This is a genomic window from bacterium (genome assembly GCA_004322275.1).
In the GTDB taxonomy this organism is placed as follows: Bacteria; Desulfobacterota; Deferrisomatia; order Deferrisomatales; family BM512; genus SCTA01.
Window position 1 is genome coordinate 100939 of the sequence record SCTA01000032.1, and the last position, 13728, is coordinate 114666.

General features: G+C 55.4%; 13 protein-coding genes. 8 read left to right on the forward strand and 5 right to left on the reverse strand.

Going from position 1 to position 13728, the window contains the following annotated elements; genetic code table 11:
* Nucleotides 1–307 precede the first annotated feature (307 nt).
* From EPN96_09695 to rlmD, 3 genes are all read right to left on the reverse strand, one after another.
* Entirely contained in the window at nt 308–1321 is a 1014-nt protein-coding gene (locus EPN96_09695) for a hypothetical protein (protein ID TAL16395.1), read from the reverse strand.
* Nucleotides 1322–1875: 554 nt separating this feature from the next.
* Nucleotides 1876–2274, reverse strand: coding sequence for a hypothetical protein (locus EPN96_09700; GenBank protein TAL16396.1), 399 nt, complete (start codon nt 2272–2274; stop codon nt 1876–1878).
* A gap of 126 nt (nt 2275–2400) precedes the next feature.
* Nucleotides 2401–3576 carry a 23S rRNA (uracil(1939)-C(5))-methyltransferase RlmD gene (gene rlmD / locus EPN96_09705; GenBank protein TAL16397.1) on the reverse strand — a complete coding sequence of 392 codons (1176 nt, stop codon included), beginning with the start codon at nt 3574–3576 and terminating at the stop codon, nt 2401–2403.
* Between the two features lie 112 nt (nt 3577–3688).
* On the opposite strand from rlmD, the gene EPN96_09710 reads away from it, so the two are divergent.
* From EPN96_09710 to EPN96_09720, 3 genes are read left to right on the forward strand one after another with little or no spacing between them, the layout of a single operon-like run.
* Nucleotides 3689–4174 (forward strand): hypothetical protein, encoded by a 486-nt coding sequence (locus EPN96_09710; GenBank protein TAL16398.1) that lies wholly within the window; start codon nt 3689–3691, stop codon nt 4172–4174.
* Nucleotides 4171–4845: a hypothetical protein gene (locus tag EPN96_09715; GenBank protein TAL16399.1), complete on the forward strand. Its 675-nt coding sequence runs from the start codon at nt 4171–4173 to the stop codon at nt 4843–4845. Before EPN96_09710 ends, EPN96_09715 begins: the two co-directional genes overlap by 4 nt.
* A gap of 28 nt (nt 4846–4873) precedes the next feature.
* The gene (locus tag EPN96_09720) at nt 4874–6331 is read left to right on the forward strand and encodes a hypothetical protein (GenBank protein TAL16400.1); all 1458 of its coding nucleotides are present in this window, start codon (nt 4874–4876) and stop codon (nt 6329–6331) included.
* A 72-nt stretch (nt 6332–6403) separates the two neighbouring features.
* Here EPN96_09720 and EPN96_09725 read toward each other — a convergent pair whose 3' ends face one another.
* Nucleotides 6404–7501: a DEAD/DEAH box helicase gene (locus EPN96_09725; protein TAL16408.1), complete on the reverse strand. Its 1098-nt coding sequence runs from the start codon at nt 7499–7501 to the stop codon at nt 6404–6406.
* 216 nt (nt 7502–7717) lie between these two features.
* Entirely contained in the window at nt 7718–7990 is a 273-nt protein-coding gene (locus EPN96_09730; protein ID TAL16401.1) for a DUF2325 domain-containing protein, read from the reverse strand.
* A 259-nt stretch (nt 7991–8249) separates the two neighbouring features.
* Between EPN96_09730 and EPN96_09735 the strand changes: the two genes are divergently transcribed.
* From EPN96_09735 to EPN96_09755, 5 genes are all read left to right on the forward strand, one after another.
* Entirely contained in the window at nt 8250–8627 is a 378-nt protein-coding gene (locus EPN96_09735; GenBank protein ID TAL16402.1) for a response regulator, read from the forward strand.
* Between the two features lie 83 nt (nt 8628–8710).
* A complete protein-coding gene (locus tag EPN96_09740) occupies nt 8711–10522 on the forward strand; it encodes a PAS domain S-box protein (protein ID TAL16403.1) in 1812 nt (603 codons plus the stop codon).
* On the forward strand, nt 10519–11277 hold the full coding sequence (locus EPN96_09745; protein TAL16404.1) for a response regulator: 759 nt from the start codon (nt 10519–10521) through the stop codon (nt 11275–11277). Before EPN96_09740 ends, EPN96_09745 begins: the two co-directional genes overlap by 4 nt.
* 18 nt (nt 11278–11295) lie before the next feature.
* Complete coding sequence (locus EPN96_09750; protein TAL16405.1) at nt 11296–12909, forward strand: response regulator; 1614 nt, start codon at nt 11296–11298, stop codon at nt 12907–12909.
* Between the two features lie 12 nt (nt 12910–12921).
* Nucleotides 12922–13503 (forward strand): DNA-3-methyladenine glycosylase I, encoded by a 582-nt coding sequence (locus EPN96_09755; GenBank protein ID TAL16406.1) that lies wholly within the window; start codon nt 12922–12924, stop codon nt 13501–13503.
* Nucleotides 13504–13728 lie beyond the last annotated feature (225 nt).

A 13728-nucleotide genomic window follows, 5' to 3' on the forward strand; every position in this document is an offset into this window, starting at 1 on the left:
TTACTCTTCGACGGCTTCGTCTTTTGCCGCGGGGCTTCGTCGCTACTCGCTCGCGCTCCTCGCCGTAGTCACGCTACTGACTTCGTCGCGCTCCCTGCGGGCTCCTTGCCCGGCAGCAAAATCCTGTGCCGTATGTAAAAAAGAAACAATCATGCAATTTGGCCCGCCAAAAACGAACCATTATATCTACCCAAAAGAGGAAGTGGAGTCAAGGGATTGCGGTGGGATGGGTCGGCGCATCATTTCCGACCCCGGTTGCGTGTACACTTATACGGCTTCGGCTTTTGCCGCGGGGCTTCGTCGCTATCTAAATGCTCGCTTTAAGTTGTTTTAGATCCGATAGATAGCGTCTAGTGTGACGTCGGTTTTTTGAGTCTTGCCATGTGTTGCGGATTGATATTATTGAAGTAACTAAAAGTGCTGTGGCTGCAGTTGCCTCCTTAATGTAGTTGTACTTATCAAAATTTTCAGCATCTATTACGAGCCAAATTCCCAAGGCGGCTGGAATAGCACCAGAACCAATAGCAATTACATCATCTGAGAATTCTCTCCATAAAGAAGACCTGAATTCCATGAAATCTTTAGCAATTGTTTCAGGGCTGTTATTGCTGCCCTCCAATGATTTAATGAAAGATTCTATTTCATGGTTAAAGGCAATTAGCTTTTGCTTGAATCCGCTTTTGTTTCTCAATTTAATAATACTATTTATTGATATTTCCTGAAGATTTGCAGGTAACACCATTGGTATTGTGAAACGGGCGACATCTACGCATTTTGGTGTAGCAGGGCTAGTGCTTAAACATGAAATAGAAAATTTATCTATTTCAGGAATATCCGTTATAGGAGACATATTATCATTGGCAGAAATAGCCTGTGCCAATAAAGTCATATATATTAATGCAAGATGCTCTGAAACTGCGATACCATTGTCTGATGGTGTTCCAAGTTTGTTTTTGGTTAGGAAATCTTCCCAAGCATCAGAGTATTTTTCACGAAATATTGTATGTGTATGAAATTCTGGTGATTTCCAAACGTTTATAAAATCATGGCATTTAAAAAAATCCTTGAAAGCATATGGGCGGCTGAGCATTGATTCGCATGTTTCTATTGCTTCTTTTGTTGCTTTAACGCCTTTTTTGTAATCTGGTCTATAGAATTTAATTAAGTCTGTTGAGTCAATAATTTCTCTAAAGCGCCCTGATAAGTATTGTTCGCCACTATATGGTACTATAGGCTGCAATTCGTTAAAATAAAGCAATGCAAACTTGAGCCATGTTTCGTCGGCAACCTCGAAAGAAGGGTAGTAGAGTAAGTTTTTCATTATGTCTCCCCATACAATCAGGTCAGTCTGAGGTGGGCTCAAGTTGCCATTTTAAGCATGTATATTATATTACTGAAAATCTCCATCGCGGGCAATTTTTAAATCCGTTCAGAATACGTGTAAAATTCTACCTTCGAGTCCAAAAACATTCCGTTATCTAGTTTTTGGGCGAGCCTTCTTTTCGTCCTCCTCGTGGCCCGTACGCGGCGCAACGAGTGGAGGCGTCGGGCCGGCGCGGGGTCTTAGTGAGCGCAGCGAAGTGGGTGCCCCGTACGGCCCAGCCGGAACGAAGTGGTCGCGCTTTTTAAAGCGCGAGCGACGGGTCCGGGCCGATTTCTTGGTCACTTCTTTCTAAAAGAAGTGACAAGGGGAGTGGGGCAGAGCCCCACAGGCGTAGACCGATGGGCTAAAGCCCATCCTACATAAGTAGCTAAAACAATTAAGGTAATGTCGGATTTTCGCTTCGCTCAATCGCGACCTACAAAACTAAAAAACCCGCCTGTTGTCAGCGGGCGGGTCTCATTCAAGTCGCGGGGAGAGCGGGGGGTGAATTATCAGAAGATTTTGAATTTCTTGAAGATCAGGACTATCGACCAGTAGATGATGACCCAGAAAACCACCCCCATTATCGGCATGTAGATCAGGCTGCCCGGTTCGCCCTCGCCCCTGCTGAGGAAAAACACACCCTCGTGGTAGATGACGAAGAGTCCGTAGACGCAGAGGCCTATGAGGGAGCCGAGAAGCTTTTCGGGTCTCTCCATGCCGGAGTAGATGTGTTTTTTCGCGGCGAGCAGGGGGAAGAGGTAGAGCAGGATCAGCGCGGCGTAGATCGCCAGCGATTTGGGCGATTTATCGGTTATGAAGAAGACGGGAACTATGACGGCGATGGTGACGACGGGGGCGACCACCATGAAAATCTGCTTCGCCTTTCCGTAATCGAGAATGTTTGCCATGTTTATTTTCCTTTAAAAAAACCTCTGCGAATCGCTCCGCAAGGGCTTTTAATATGAAATAAAAAGACTCAAACCTGCCCGAAACGTAAACCATTCTACACTAAATCGACCGAAACTTGAAACCTTCTACTTCCTGCTGAGCAGGGCCAGCGTTTCGACGTGCGCCGTCTGCGGCAGAAAGTCGAAGGGCTTTATGAGGGCGATCTCGTAATGTCCGGAGCCTTTGAGAATGTGAACGTCCCGCGAGAGGGTCTCCGGGTTGCAGGAGAGGTAGAGCACAGCGCGCGGCGCGGCCTCGACTATGACCGAAAGCACCTTTTCGTCCGCTCCCTTCCTCGCGGGGTTTAGCGTGACGATGGAAGGCGGGGGGCCTTCTCTCAGAAGTTCCGGCAGCGCCTCTTCGACCGCTCCCTGCACGAAGGAGACGTTCTTCACCCCCGTCTCTTCGGCGGTTGCGGTGGCGTCGGCTATCGCAAGAGGATTTACCTCTATGCCGACGACTTTTCCGACGCTTCGCCCGAGGTTTAAGGCCAACCCGCCCACGCCGCAGTAAAGGTCGTAGACGATATCCTCCGCGACCGGGTTTAGAAGCTCAACCGCCTTCCGGTACGCCGCTCCCGCCTGCGCCCTGTTCGCCTGAAGGAAGGAACCCCCGCTGGCGCGAAGGATTACTTCCCCGAAGCGCTCCCTGATGAAGCCTTCCCCACGGAGAACCTTCCACTCGCTGCCGAAGATCTCGTTGCCCTCCGAGGGGTTGACGTTTACGAGAACTCCGGCGAGGTTCGGTATCTCTTCTTGCAGCCGGGCGGCGAGCGACCTGAGGAGCCCTTCGTCTTCGCCGGTGGCCGTGACGAGGGTGACGAGAAGTTTCTGCTCCTCCTCGCTGGCGGTGAAGACTGCGTAGCGCAGCCACCCCGCCGGGCTGCGGCGTGTCGGAAGAAGGGAGGGGATAAGCCGCAGGAGCGAGCGGAGCTTGCGGACCCCGAGGGCGACCAGCGGGCTGTGCACCGGGCAGCCGGGGATGTCTACGACGCCGTGGGTTCCCTCGCGGTATATTCCGACGGCGGGGCCCCTCGCGCTCTTCTGGAGCGCCAGCTTCGAGGAGCTACGGTAGCCGAGGAGGGAGGGGCTCGGGACGACTTCCTCCACCTCGGGAAAATTTCCCGGTCCGAAGCACTTTTCAAAAGCCACGGTAACTATCCGGCGCTTTTCTTCAAGCTGGGCGGCGTAATCGGCCGTTATCAGGGGGCAGCCGGGGCACTCGGGGTGCGGGCAGGGACTCTGCGGAGGGTTCTTTTTCATGGCGCAATAATCGCCGGGGACTCATTGCTTGTCAACATAAGCCGTGAAATGTGTTTATACTTTAGCGAGGCCGCTGGAGTTGCCCGTTACATTGAAATCAGCGAGGTTGGCTATGACGACAAAAGCTTTCGCTCTTTTGCTTGCGTTCTTTCTTTTCTGTCCGGTTCAGTCCAGGGCCGAAGCCCTTGAGTGGCCTCCCGGCCTCAAGGACGTGGTGACAAACAAGTTCACCACCCTTCAGACGGTAGAGTTCGCCATCCGCGATTCCGATCAGAAGGCCCCTGCGGGAATAGTGCCGACCTTTACCTTCGACCGGCCAAACCACAGCTGCCACGAGGCTTCCGGCCAGGCTTACCGGGTTTACGGCGAACCTTTCCTCTACGGCAGGGACGAGGACGGCTCTTACCTCGTAAGGGTGAGCTTCACCCTCTTTTACAGGGAGGCGATTACCCTAGATTCTCTCTTCGCCTCTCCCTGGAAGGAGGGCAGCGGCGGCGCTCTGGAGGTGAAGTTCACTAAAGAGGACGAGTTCTGGAAAGCCTCCAAAGGCCGGGAACTTCCGTCGGACGGCAACCCGAAACCGAAAGAGAGTAAATGAGAGTCGCGAAGGTTCTGCTGGCCGCTTTTCTCCTGCTCGCTTTCGCCGCCGAGGGTTTCTCAGCCGTTTCCTGCCACTGTTTCAACGACAGGAAGTTTGACCCGGAAGCGCCCTTCATCGCCGACCCCTTCATACTCGCCACGGCCAGAAACACCATAGCGGCGGTAGCCTCGGGAGTCGACAAGGGGGCTATCGTGAAGAAGCGCATGACCGGCTCCACGGAGGGCGACCTCTGGCTCGGCCTTTTTCTGGCGAAGGAGACCGGCGTCTCCGCCGAAGCGCTGCTTTCGGCGAGAGAGAAAAATCCCTCGTGGTCAGCCGCGCTTTCGGCTATACCGGTAGACACAGGAAAGTTCGGCAAGGAGTTCGAGAGCGCGAGAAATGCCGGAAACGAAGAGGCGATGGCGGCGGCGCTGGCCGATTTCGCCTTTACCGAGCGTTTCGGCCAGAAGCAGGCGGAGGTAAGCGGGTTGCGGACTCTCGGGGCGTCCACCGCCGAGACGACCCTTTCCCTTCTGCTCTCTAAAAAGACCGGGAAAAGCCCTCTGGATATCTTCAAAGAGACAACTTCGGGCAAGAAAAGCTGGGGGCAGCTTCTCGACGCGGCGGGAATACCCGCCGAAATCACCGGGAAGAGCGTCACCGAGACCTTCGTACCCCAAAACAGATAGAAATTCACGGGGGGAGTTATATAAAAGGATGAAAAAAACAGTTTTTACGGCGTTTTTGCTTGTCTTGTTCGCCGCCGTTTCTCCCGCGCTCGCCGAAAAGTGCGGCACCGGCCTTCGCAGCGCGAGGGAAGGGATATTCAAGCCCGCTCCGCCTCTGGCAAGGCGCATCGGCCTTTCCAGTCCGAGAGTCGTCGTCCCCGTCCCCTTTGAAAACGCGCAAACCCTCCTCACCACGCATTTCCAGCTTGTCTGGGGCAACGACTACGACAGGCTCAATCCCGACTGGAGCGACGCCGACGCCGACGGTATTCCTCTGTGGGTCGAGGTAATAGCTGAGAGCCTGGAGTACTCCTTCGACTCCTACGCCTCGATGGGCTATCCGCCCCCCTACGGGGTGGGCGATTACTATATCGACGTCTACATCGCCAACACGGGGGTGAGGCTTTATTCCGAAGAAACCGGGACTTACAATGAGATAAAGATAACCGACCAGCAGAATTATCTGGCCTACACCCAGATCGACCGCGACTATTCGGTCGCCTTTTTCGTCTTCAACGACAATTTTTCCGGCTACGGCTCCAACGAAATCCCGGCGCTGAGGGCCACCTGCGCCCACGAGCTTTTTCACGCCGTCCAGCGCGGCGCGGGCTATCCCTGGGACGCCGAGAGCCCGGAAGACGGCCCCGACTACATCGATAATGAGCGCTGGTCAGTCGAGGGTTGGTGGATCGAGGCTTCGGCGACCTGGATGGAGGAAGAGGCCTACCCCGAGATAAACGACTACGCCAGCTACGTCACCAAGTTTCTCACCGCTCCGCAGCTGCCTCTCTTTTACTTTGAAAGCGGCGGCGTTCACCAGTACGGCGCGGCCATCTTCATGGGCTGGGTCAGGCTGATGTCGCCGGGGCAGGAGACCTTGCTGGGAATTCTTAACGAAGCCTATCCGCAGGGGCTTGAGCCCTCTATCAGAAAGTACGTCTCCCTCTACTCGGGAGACACCCTCGAAGACTCGGTGGCGAAGTTCTGGAGCCTCGCCATACACCCGTGGGACAAGTGGCCGGACGGCGCACTCTACGTCTCCGCTACTTACGGAGCCCCGAGAATCTACGCCGATATCGCCTCCACTCCAGACAGCTTCGATCCCCCGGTGGGCAAGGCGCCGGGAAGGTTCGGAGCGAATCTCTACACCGTCGCCCCCGCGCTTCTCCCGATAGAAGTTTCGCTAAAGCCCGACGACTCTTCCGAAGAACTGACTCTGGCCCTTTCGGCCTACGGCAGTTCCGCCGTGACCCTTCCCGATCTCTCCCTCCCTCTGGTCCCGCCGGAAGGAGGAGGAGCGCCCGCTTACGCCGCCGTGGTTAACACCTCCCCAGGCGAGGGCACCGCGTACTACCGCTTCATCCTGGGAACGCCGGAAGGTTTGGGCGGCGGGGGTTCAGGCGGAGGGTGCTTTCTTGAGGCGCTTCGCTTTCCTCTCTTCCCCTGAGAGCTGAATTCCCAAACAAAAAAAGGCGGACCCCTCAAAGGTCCGCCTTTTCTATTTAGGCTATCGAATCGTTCAGGCGGTCTTTTGATTGGCCGGGTGAAGTATTTGCCTGCGCTCTATCTTCGCGGAGAGGGTTCTCTCGATGGCGCGGACGAGGCCGTGGTCCTCGCTGGTGATTAGGGTGTGCGCGCTGCCGGTGCGCTCGGCGCGGCCGGTGCGCCCGATGCGGTGGGTGTAGGCCTCGACGGTAGCGGGCATGTCGTAGTTGATGACGTGCGTGATGAGGCTTACGTCGATGCCGCGCGCCGCGATGTCGGTGGCGACCATTATGCGGAACTTGCCGGACTTGAAGCCGCTGAGGGCGATCTGGCGCTGGTTCTGCGAAAGGTTGCCCTGCAGGGAGGTCGCGGTGTGTCCGGCCTTCCCGAGCGCTTCGGCGAGCCTTTTGGCCCTGTGCTTGGTGCGGGTGAAGACCAGCACCGAGCCGGAATCGTTCTTGTGAAGGAGCCTGAGCAGTACCGGCGTCTTCTGGGTCTGGTCGTTGACCGGGTAAAGCGCCTGTTCAACGGTAGCGACGGGCTTGGCGTAATCCACCTCCACCGTCACGGCGTCTTTAAGCACCGCTTCGGTGAGTTTTCGCACCTCTGCCGGCATTGTGGCGGAAAAGAGCAGCGTCTGACGCGCCACGGGGACCCGGGCGATGATGCGCTTGATGTCCGGGAAAAAGCCCATGTCGAACATCTGGTCGGCTTCGTCGAGGACAAGGGTCTTGACGCCGGAGAGGTCGCAGGTGCCTTTTTTGAGATGATCCAGCAGCCTGCCGGGGCACGCGACGATCACGTCGGGGTTTCTTCTGAGGTTCTGGACCTGTACGGTCATGCTCACGCCGCCGTAGACGGTGATGATGTTTATGCGGTTCTTGCCGGAAAGTTCGATGAAACTGTCTTTTATCTGTTCGGCGAGCTCGCGGGTCGGGGCTATTACCAGCACCCGCGTCTTCACTGATTTTTCTTTATACAGGTTGTGAAGTATCGGCAGCGCGAAGGCCGCCGTTTTGCCTGTTCCCGTCTGCGCCAGGCCGAGAAGATCGCGGCCGGACAAAACGTGGGGAATCGCCTTTTGCTGGATGGGCGTGGGGGTTGCGTAGCCCAGCGTTTTGATGGATTCCATCAGCGCGGGCGAGAGTTTCAGTGAATCGAAGGTCAAATCTAATCCTTTTGATAAGGCAAAGCATTTGGAGCAGGCAACATTGCCTCTCCGGTCTTTTGAAGTTTACGCCTTTTGTCTGTTCGGGATTTAAAAGACGCGGGAATTCAAGAAGGGAATTGAAATATACACTTAACCCGTCTTAATTACAAATAAATAAAATGATTGAATTTTTCACATTCATATTCCCCAGCCGATATCGTTGAAATCGTCGGTAAAGACTATGGGTATTCCCGCGGCCTTCGACTGGCGCTTTACGCTTTGCATGAGCCTGTGACTCACCCTGTCGCACAGTACGACCACGATGTCGATTCGCTTCGGCAGGGGTTTGTGCTCCACCCTGCGGTTTCTGCCGTCCCAGTGAATAATCTCACGAAAGCCTCTCGCTTCGAGCTTTGCGGGAAGCGCCCCGAGAGAATCCGACCCGACGATGAGAGCGGCCTGAGACGGCATACATCAACTCCTTTAAATTGCGTTAATTACTCCAAATATACTTAACCAAAATAATGTGTCAATAGCAATTTTATTGCCCTCATAGTCGGTAGACGTAGGAGGCTGTGATTTTTTCATTTTTCACGTTGGACAGGAGCCGGGGAGGCGGGTTTATCGACCCTGAAATTTGCTTTCCTGAAACCGGGGATTATAAAAATTAGTGACGGCGGGTTTTTTTCATTTTTGCGCTACCGGGCGAATCAACAAAAAGTGTGAGGCCATGAGTGAAAAACTGCTGATCGTTGACGATACGGAAATGAACCGCAGGCTTTTCAGGGACGTACTGGAGTATCACGGCTATGAGGTTGTAGAAGCGGCCGACGGAGCGCAGGGACTGGAAATGGCGAAAATCCATAATCCGGTCCTTGTCCTTCTCGATATACAGATGCCGGTCATGGACGGTTTCGACACTCTCGCCGCCTTGCGGAAAGACCCCTTCCTGAAGGGAGTGAAGGTCATAGCCCTGACCTCCTTCGCAATGCGCGGTGACCGGGAGCGGATACTGGCGGCCGGATTCGACGATTACCTGTCCAAGCCGGTCGCAATCCTCGAACTGCCCGGCAAGGTGCGCGAATGGCTGAAAAGTCGTGAGGGTTGACCGCGCCCCCGGGAGCCGGAAGCAAAAGAGCGCAATTTCCCGGGGGAAATCGAGACGAGGCAGAAACCGCGTCGAGGTGTCGAATGGCTGAGATTCAGGGGAACGCGACGGCGCTATGCAACGCCGAGGGTGAAATAACCGGGGCCAGCGAGTCTGCCCGGGATCTCACGGCGCGCCAAAATGACGAAAAAAATCTCGCCGAGAGAGAATCGTTCCTCTCCGGCATCCTTGACAGTATTCAGGATGAGATCAGCGTCCTTGACAAGGAGTTGACTATCGTCAGGGTAAACTCCGCGCTGAAAAGGCGCTTTTCCGGAGGCGGTCCGCTGGTGGGCCGGAAATGTGTCGAGGTTTATCACTGCGGAACCGAGTTCTGCGAAGATTGTCCGAGCCGGATAACCCTCCGGAGCGGGAAGGTTTCGTCGAAAATTTTTTCAGAAACAAAAAACGGCGCTGTAATCTGGCTGGAACTCGTCACCTTTCCCATCTTCGACCCAAAAAGAACTCTGGTTACCGGCGTCATAGCGCTTGCGCGGGATATCACCGAACGAAAAAGAGCGGAGGAAGAGTCTCTCCGGCGGCGGGCCGCCGTCGAAAAACTCAACGGCTCGCTTGTCGAGCTTGCGCGCAACGAAAAAATCTACGGAGGCGACGCCGGGGTTGCTTTCAGGGCGATAACCGAGGCTTCGGCGAGAGCCATGGCTGTCGGCAGGGTGAGCATCTGGTTTTACACCGGCGGTAATTCGGGCATAGTTTGCAAGGATATGTACGAAGCCCGCCGGGGAACCCACTCAGAGGGGATGATTCTTTACGCGCGCGATTATCCCGCGTACTTCAGCGCCCTCGAGGAGGAGTATTGCCTCTGCGCCGACGACGCCCTTGGCGACCCCAGGACGAGCGAGTTCTCGGAAACATACCTTAGGCCCCTCGGAATCACCTCGATGCTCGACGTCCCGATAATCGTCGCCGACAAGACAATCGGCCTGGTCTGCCATGAGCATACCGGCACCCCCCGCAAATGGACCGTAGAGGAACAGAGTTACGCAACCGCCGTAGCGGGTTTCGCCTCCATGTCTCTTGAAATCCTTGCGAGAAAAAGGGCTGAAGAAGGCGTCAGGAAACTGAACGATGAACTGGAGCAGAAGGTCGGGGAAAGGACGAGGCAGCTACTCTCGGCCCAGGAAGAGCTTATCCGCAAAGAGAAACTCGCCATACTGGGCCAGCTTTCGGGCAGCGTGGGCCATGAGCTCAGAAATCCTCTGGGAGTCATGAACAACGCGGTCTTTTACCTGAAAATGGTTCTTTCCGATCCCCCCGGCAACGTCAGAGAATACCTGGACATCATCAAAAACGAGATCGACAACTCGGAACGCATAATCGCCGATCTTCTCGACTTCGCCCGCACGAAAAAACCGCAAATCAGGACGATGACGGTTCGTGAGATCGTGGAAGCAGGTCTCGACAGATGCCCGATACCCGAAAACGTCGCGGTCGAGTTCGCGATTCCTGAGGATATCCCGCCTCTCAGGGCGGATCCGCTCCAGATGGGACAGGTCTTCCAGAACCTTTTCGTCAACGCGGTTCAGGCCATGCCGGGAGGGGGAAGTTTGCGCGTCGGCGCGAAAATAAAACCCGGTGCCACGGGCCTCGAACCCGATTTCATTGAAATATCGGCAGCCGATACCGGCGAAGGAATACTGGAGGAGAATCTGGGGAAAATTTTCCAGCCGCTCTTCACCACAAAGGCAAAAGGCATAGGCCTGGGGCTGGTCGTCTGCAGAAACCTGACCGAATTGAACGGCGGAAAAATACGGGTGGAGAGCAGGCCGGGAGAGGGTACGGTCTTTACCGTTTCTTTGCCCGCCGCCGGGACCGGCATGGGGGAAAGCCAATGAAGGATACCTTCAGAATACTGGTGGTCGACGACGACCGGCGGATGGTCAAGACCATTTGCGACATCCTGACTTTCAAGGGCTACCTGTACGAAACCGCCTTTACGGGCGAAGAGGCCGTGGAGAAGGTAAAGACCCTTGAACCGGACTGCGTGCTTATGGACCTTCGGATGCCCGGAATCGACGGAATAGAGACGCTGAAGATACTAAAAAACCTGTCTCCCGGCCTTCCGGTGCTGATGATGAGCGCTTATGCGACGGAAATTCAGGAGGAGGCGGCGGAGCTGGAGGGAGCGTTTAAAATCCTCCCCAAGCCCATCGACATTCAATTGCTTCTCTCCTTTCTCTCTCTCCTTCGGAAGGAGAAAAGCATCCTCGTCGTGGACGACGACCCGGATTTTTGCAGAACCCTCAGTGCCATACTTCGGGCAAGGGACTATCAGGTCGAGACCGAGTCCGATCCCGACAAGGTTCTCGCCCACATGGAGGATAAATATCAGCTCGTCGTCATACTCGATATAAAGATCGGAAACACCGGCGGACTTGAGACTATGGAGAAGATACGCGCCAGATATCCTACGAAACCGGTGATTCTGGCTACGGCCTGCCGGGACGAGATGCTGGATTCGATTGAAAAGGGACTGAAGATAGGCGCCCATTCCTTCATCTATAAAAATTACGAGGAAAAGGAGCTGCTGGAGATGATCGAGCGGATTCGCCAAAAGAAGCTCAGGGCGTTTCTCGGCGAATCTTTTTAGGAGAAGGTGAATGCAGCCATGAAAAAATCCCGCATCCTGATCATAGACGACGACCCCGGCCTGCGGAGGACCCTCTCGGACATACTCGGCCTCAGAGGGTTTGAGCCTCTGACCGCGAAAACCGGGAGGGAAGGTCTATCGTCCCTGATGGATAATTCCGTCAGCCTGGTCCTTCTCGATATCGGACTCCCGGACATCTCCGGAATCGAGGTGCTGAAAAAAATCAAAGAGGGGTTTCCTTCAACCGAAGTAATCATCCTGACCGGGAACGCCACTCTGGACAGCGCTATCGAGGCGACCAACACCGGCGCTTTCTCCTATCTGGTAAAGCCCTATGAAATAGAGCAGTTGACGATTCATATCCGGCGGGCGATTGAAAAGCGGCAGACCGAAAAAGCCCTGAGGGAAAGCGAGGATCGCTACCGGCTGCTGGTGAAAAGCGCTCCCGACGCCATTTTCGTAAAGAGAGGGGGAGTGATCCATTTCGTAAACGATGCGGGGGTCCGGCTTCTCGTTGCAAAAGGGGCGGAGCAGTTAATCGGGAAACCCGTCATGTCGGTTATCCACCCCGATTACAGGGAACCAGTGGGCGGGTGGCTGAAACTTCTTGAGGAGCATGGCGACGTCAGCGCGCCCCTTGAAATAAGGTTTGTGCGCTTTGACAACACACCGGTCGACGTGGAGGCGGTGGGAACCCGCATCGTTTATCAGGGCAAGCCGGCCGTTCAGGTCATCATGCGCGACATCACCGAGCGCAAGCAAAAAGAGCTTCTGATACGGAAGCTGAACGCCGAGCTTGAGAAGCGGGTGGAGGAGCGGACGAGGGAACTGGAGTTTCGCAGGCGGGAAGCCGAGGCTGCGAGGATTGAAGCCGAACTGGCGAACAGCGCCAAGTCCGACTTTCTGGCCAACGTGAGCCACGAGCTTCGCACCCCCCTGAATTCCGTAATCGGCTTCTCACAGGTCCTGCTGGACGAGATGTACGGCCCCCTGAACCCCAGACAGAAAGGGTACGTGGGAAACATATTCTCAAACGGCAACCGCCTGCTGGGTCTGATCGACAACATCCTCGATCTGGTCAACCTCGAAACCGGAGAGGCGCATCTGGAACTCTCCCGGTTCCCTCTGAGGAGCTTGCTTGAAGGGGTAGTTGAGATGGAAAAGGAAAAGGCCGCCGAGCAGGGGATCACGATTTCCCTGGATATCTCCCCCTCGTCGGAGGTGGATATCGAGGCCGACGAGCGGCTGCTAAAGCAGATATTGTACAATCTGATCAGTAATGCCGTGAACTTCTCGACGGTATGGGGTTTTGTCCGGGTCAGCTCCCGCAGGGTATCTGCCGGGAATCCGTTTTACGCCGGAGGGCGAAGAGCGGAGAATCAGCCGGAAGATTTCATCGAGGTCTCCGTGGAAGACACGGGCATGGGTATAAAATCCGAGGACATGGGGAAACTCTTCACGGAATTCAAGCAGCTTGAATCCCCCAGCATCAAAAGACACAAAGGAATCGGCCTGGGGCTGGTGCTGGCGAAACGGCTTGTGGAACTCCACGGGGGGACGGTCAGGGCCGAGAGCCAGTTCGGCAAGGGATCGAGATTTTCCCTCACGATTCCTCTGAAGAGAGCGGCGTAGGAAAGAGGGATTATGACCGGAAAAGCAGAAACCAGAAAACGCTGCGACTGGACGGGCGGCAATCCGCTCATGGTCGAATATCACGACAGGGAATGGGGAACTCCGGTACACGACGACACGAGACTCTTTGAATTTCTCATCCTCGAAGGGGCGCAGGCCGGGCTCTCGTGGCAGACGGTTCTGAACAAACGGGAAAACTACCGGAAGGCTTTCGAGGGCTTCGACGCCCGGAAGATCGCCCTTTACGGAGAAGAGGAGGTGGAACGGCTCCTCGATAATCCGGGAATCATCCGCAACCGCCTCAAGATCGCCGCGACCATCCGCAACGCCCAAAAGTTTCTGGAGGTCCGGGAAGAATTCGGCTCCTTCGACGCCTATATCTGGCGGTTCACCGGAGGCGTGCCCCTGGACCACAAGGTCCGCTCGATGAAAGAGATTCCTGCTACCACCCAAGAATCCGACGCAATGAGCAGGGATTTGCTGAAAAGAGGGTTCAAGTTCGCCGGTTCAACCATCTGCTATGCCTTCATGCAGGCGGTGGGGATGGTCAACGACCATCAGGTGGATTGTTTCAGGTACAAGGCAGTAAAGTAGGGTGCCGTTAGCCGCAAAGCGGCGTAACGCACCATTCTTCAGTCGTCATTCTCGCGCGAAGCGCGGGAAACCAGTGACTTTTGTTTGCTTCGCACGTTTACGCTGGCGAGGCTTTGCCTCGCGCTCCTAGCCACCTTTTGAGTGAGCAAAAGGTGGCCCAAAACTCAGCCCGGACCCGTCGCTCGCGCTTTAAAAAGCGCGACCACTTCGTTCCGGCTGGGCCGT

Coding starts and splice junctions, on each gene's coding strand:
- EPN96_09695 (TAL16395.1), bottom strand. CDS start 1,321: ATGAAAAACTTACTCTACTACCCTTCTTTCGAGGTTGCCGACGAAACA.
- EPN96_09700 (TAL16396.1), bottom strand. CDS start 2,274: ATGGCAAACATTCTCGATTACGGAAAGGCGAAGCAGATTTTCATGGTG.
- rlmD (TAL16397.1), bottom strand. CDS start 3,576: ATGAAAAAGAACCCTCCGCAGAGTCCCTGCCCGCACCCCGAGTGCCCC.
- EPN96_09710 (TAL16398.1), top strand. CDS start 3,689: ATGACGACAAAAGCTTTCGCTCTTTTGCTTGCGTTCTTTCTTTTCTGT.
- EPN96_09715 (TAL16399.1), top strand. CDS start 4,171: ATGAGAGTCGCGAAGGTTCTGCTGGCCGCTTTTCTCCTGCTCGCTTTC.
- EPN96_09720 (TAL16400.1), top strand. CDS start 4,874: ATGAAAAAAACAGTTTTTACGGCGTTTTTGCTTGTCTTGTTCGCCGCC.
- EPN96_09725 (TAL16408.1), bottom strand. CDS start 7,501: ATGGAATCCATCAAAACGCTGGGCTACGCAACCCCCACGCCCATCCAG.
- EPN96_09730 (TAL16401.1), bottom strand. CDS start 7,990: ATGCCGTCTCAGGCCGCTCTCATCGTCGGGTCGGATTCTCTCGGGGCG.
- EPN96_09735 (TAL16402.1), top strand. CDS start 8,250: ATGAGTGAAAAACTGCTGATCGTTGACGATACGGAAATGAACCGCAGG.
- EPN96_09740 (TAL16403.1), top strand. CDS start 8,711: ATGGCTGAGATTCAGGGGAACGCGACGGCGCTATGCAACGCCGAGGGT.
- EPN96_09745 (TAL16404.1), top strand. CDS start 10,519: ATGAAGGATACCTTCAGAATACTGGTGGTCGACGACGACCGGCGGATG.
- EPN96_09750 (TAL16405.1), top strand. CDS start 11,296: ATGAAAAAATCCCGCATCCTGATCATAGACGACGACCCCGGCCTGCGG.
- EPN96_09755 (TAL16406.1), top strand. CDS start 12,922: ATGACCGGAAAAGCAGAAACCAGAAAACGCTGCGACTGGACGGGCGGC.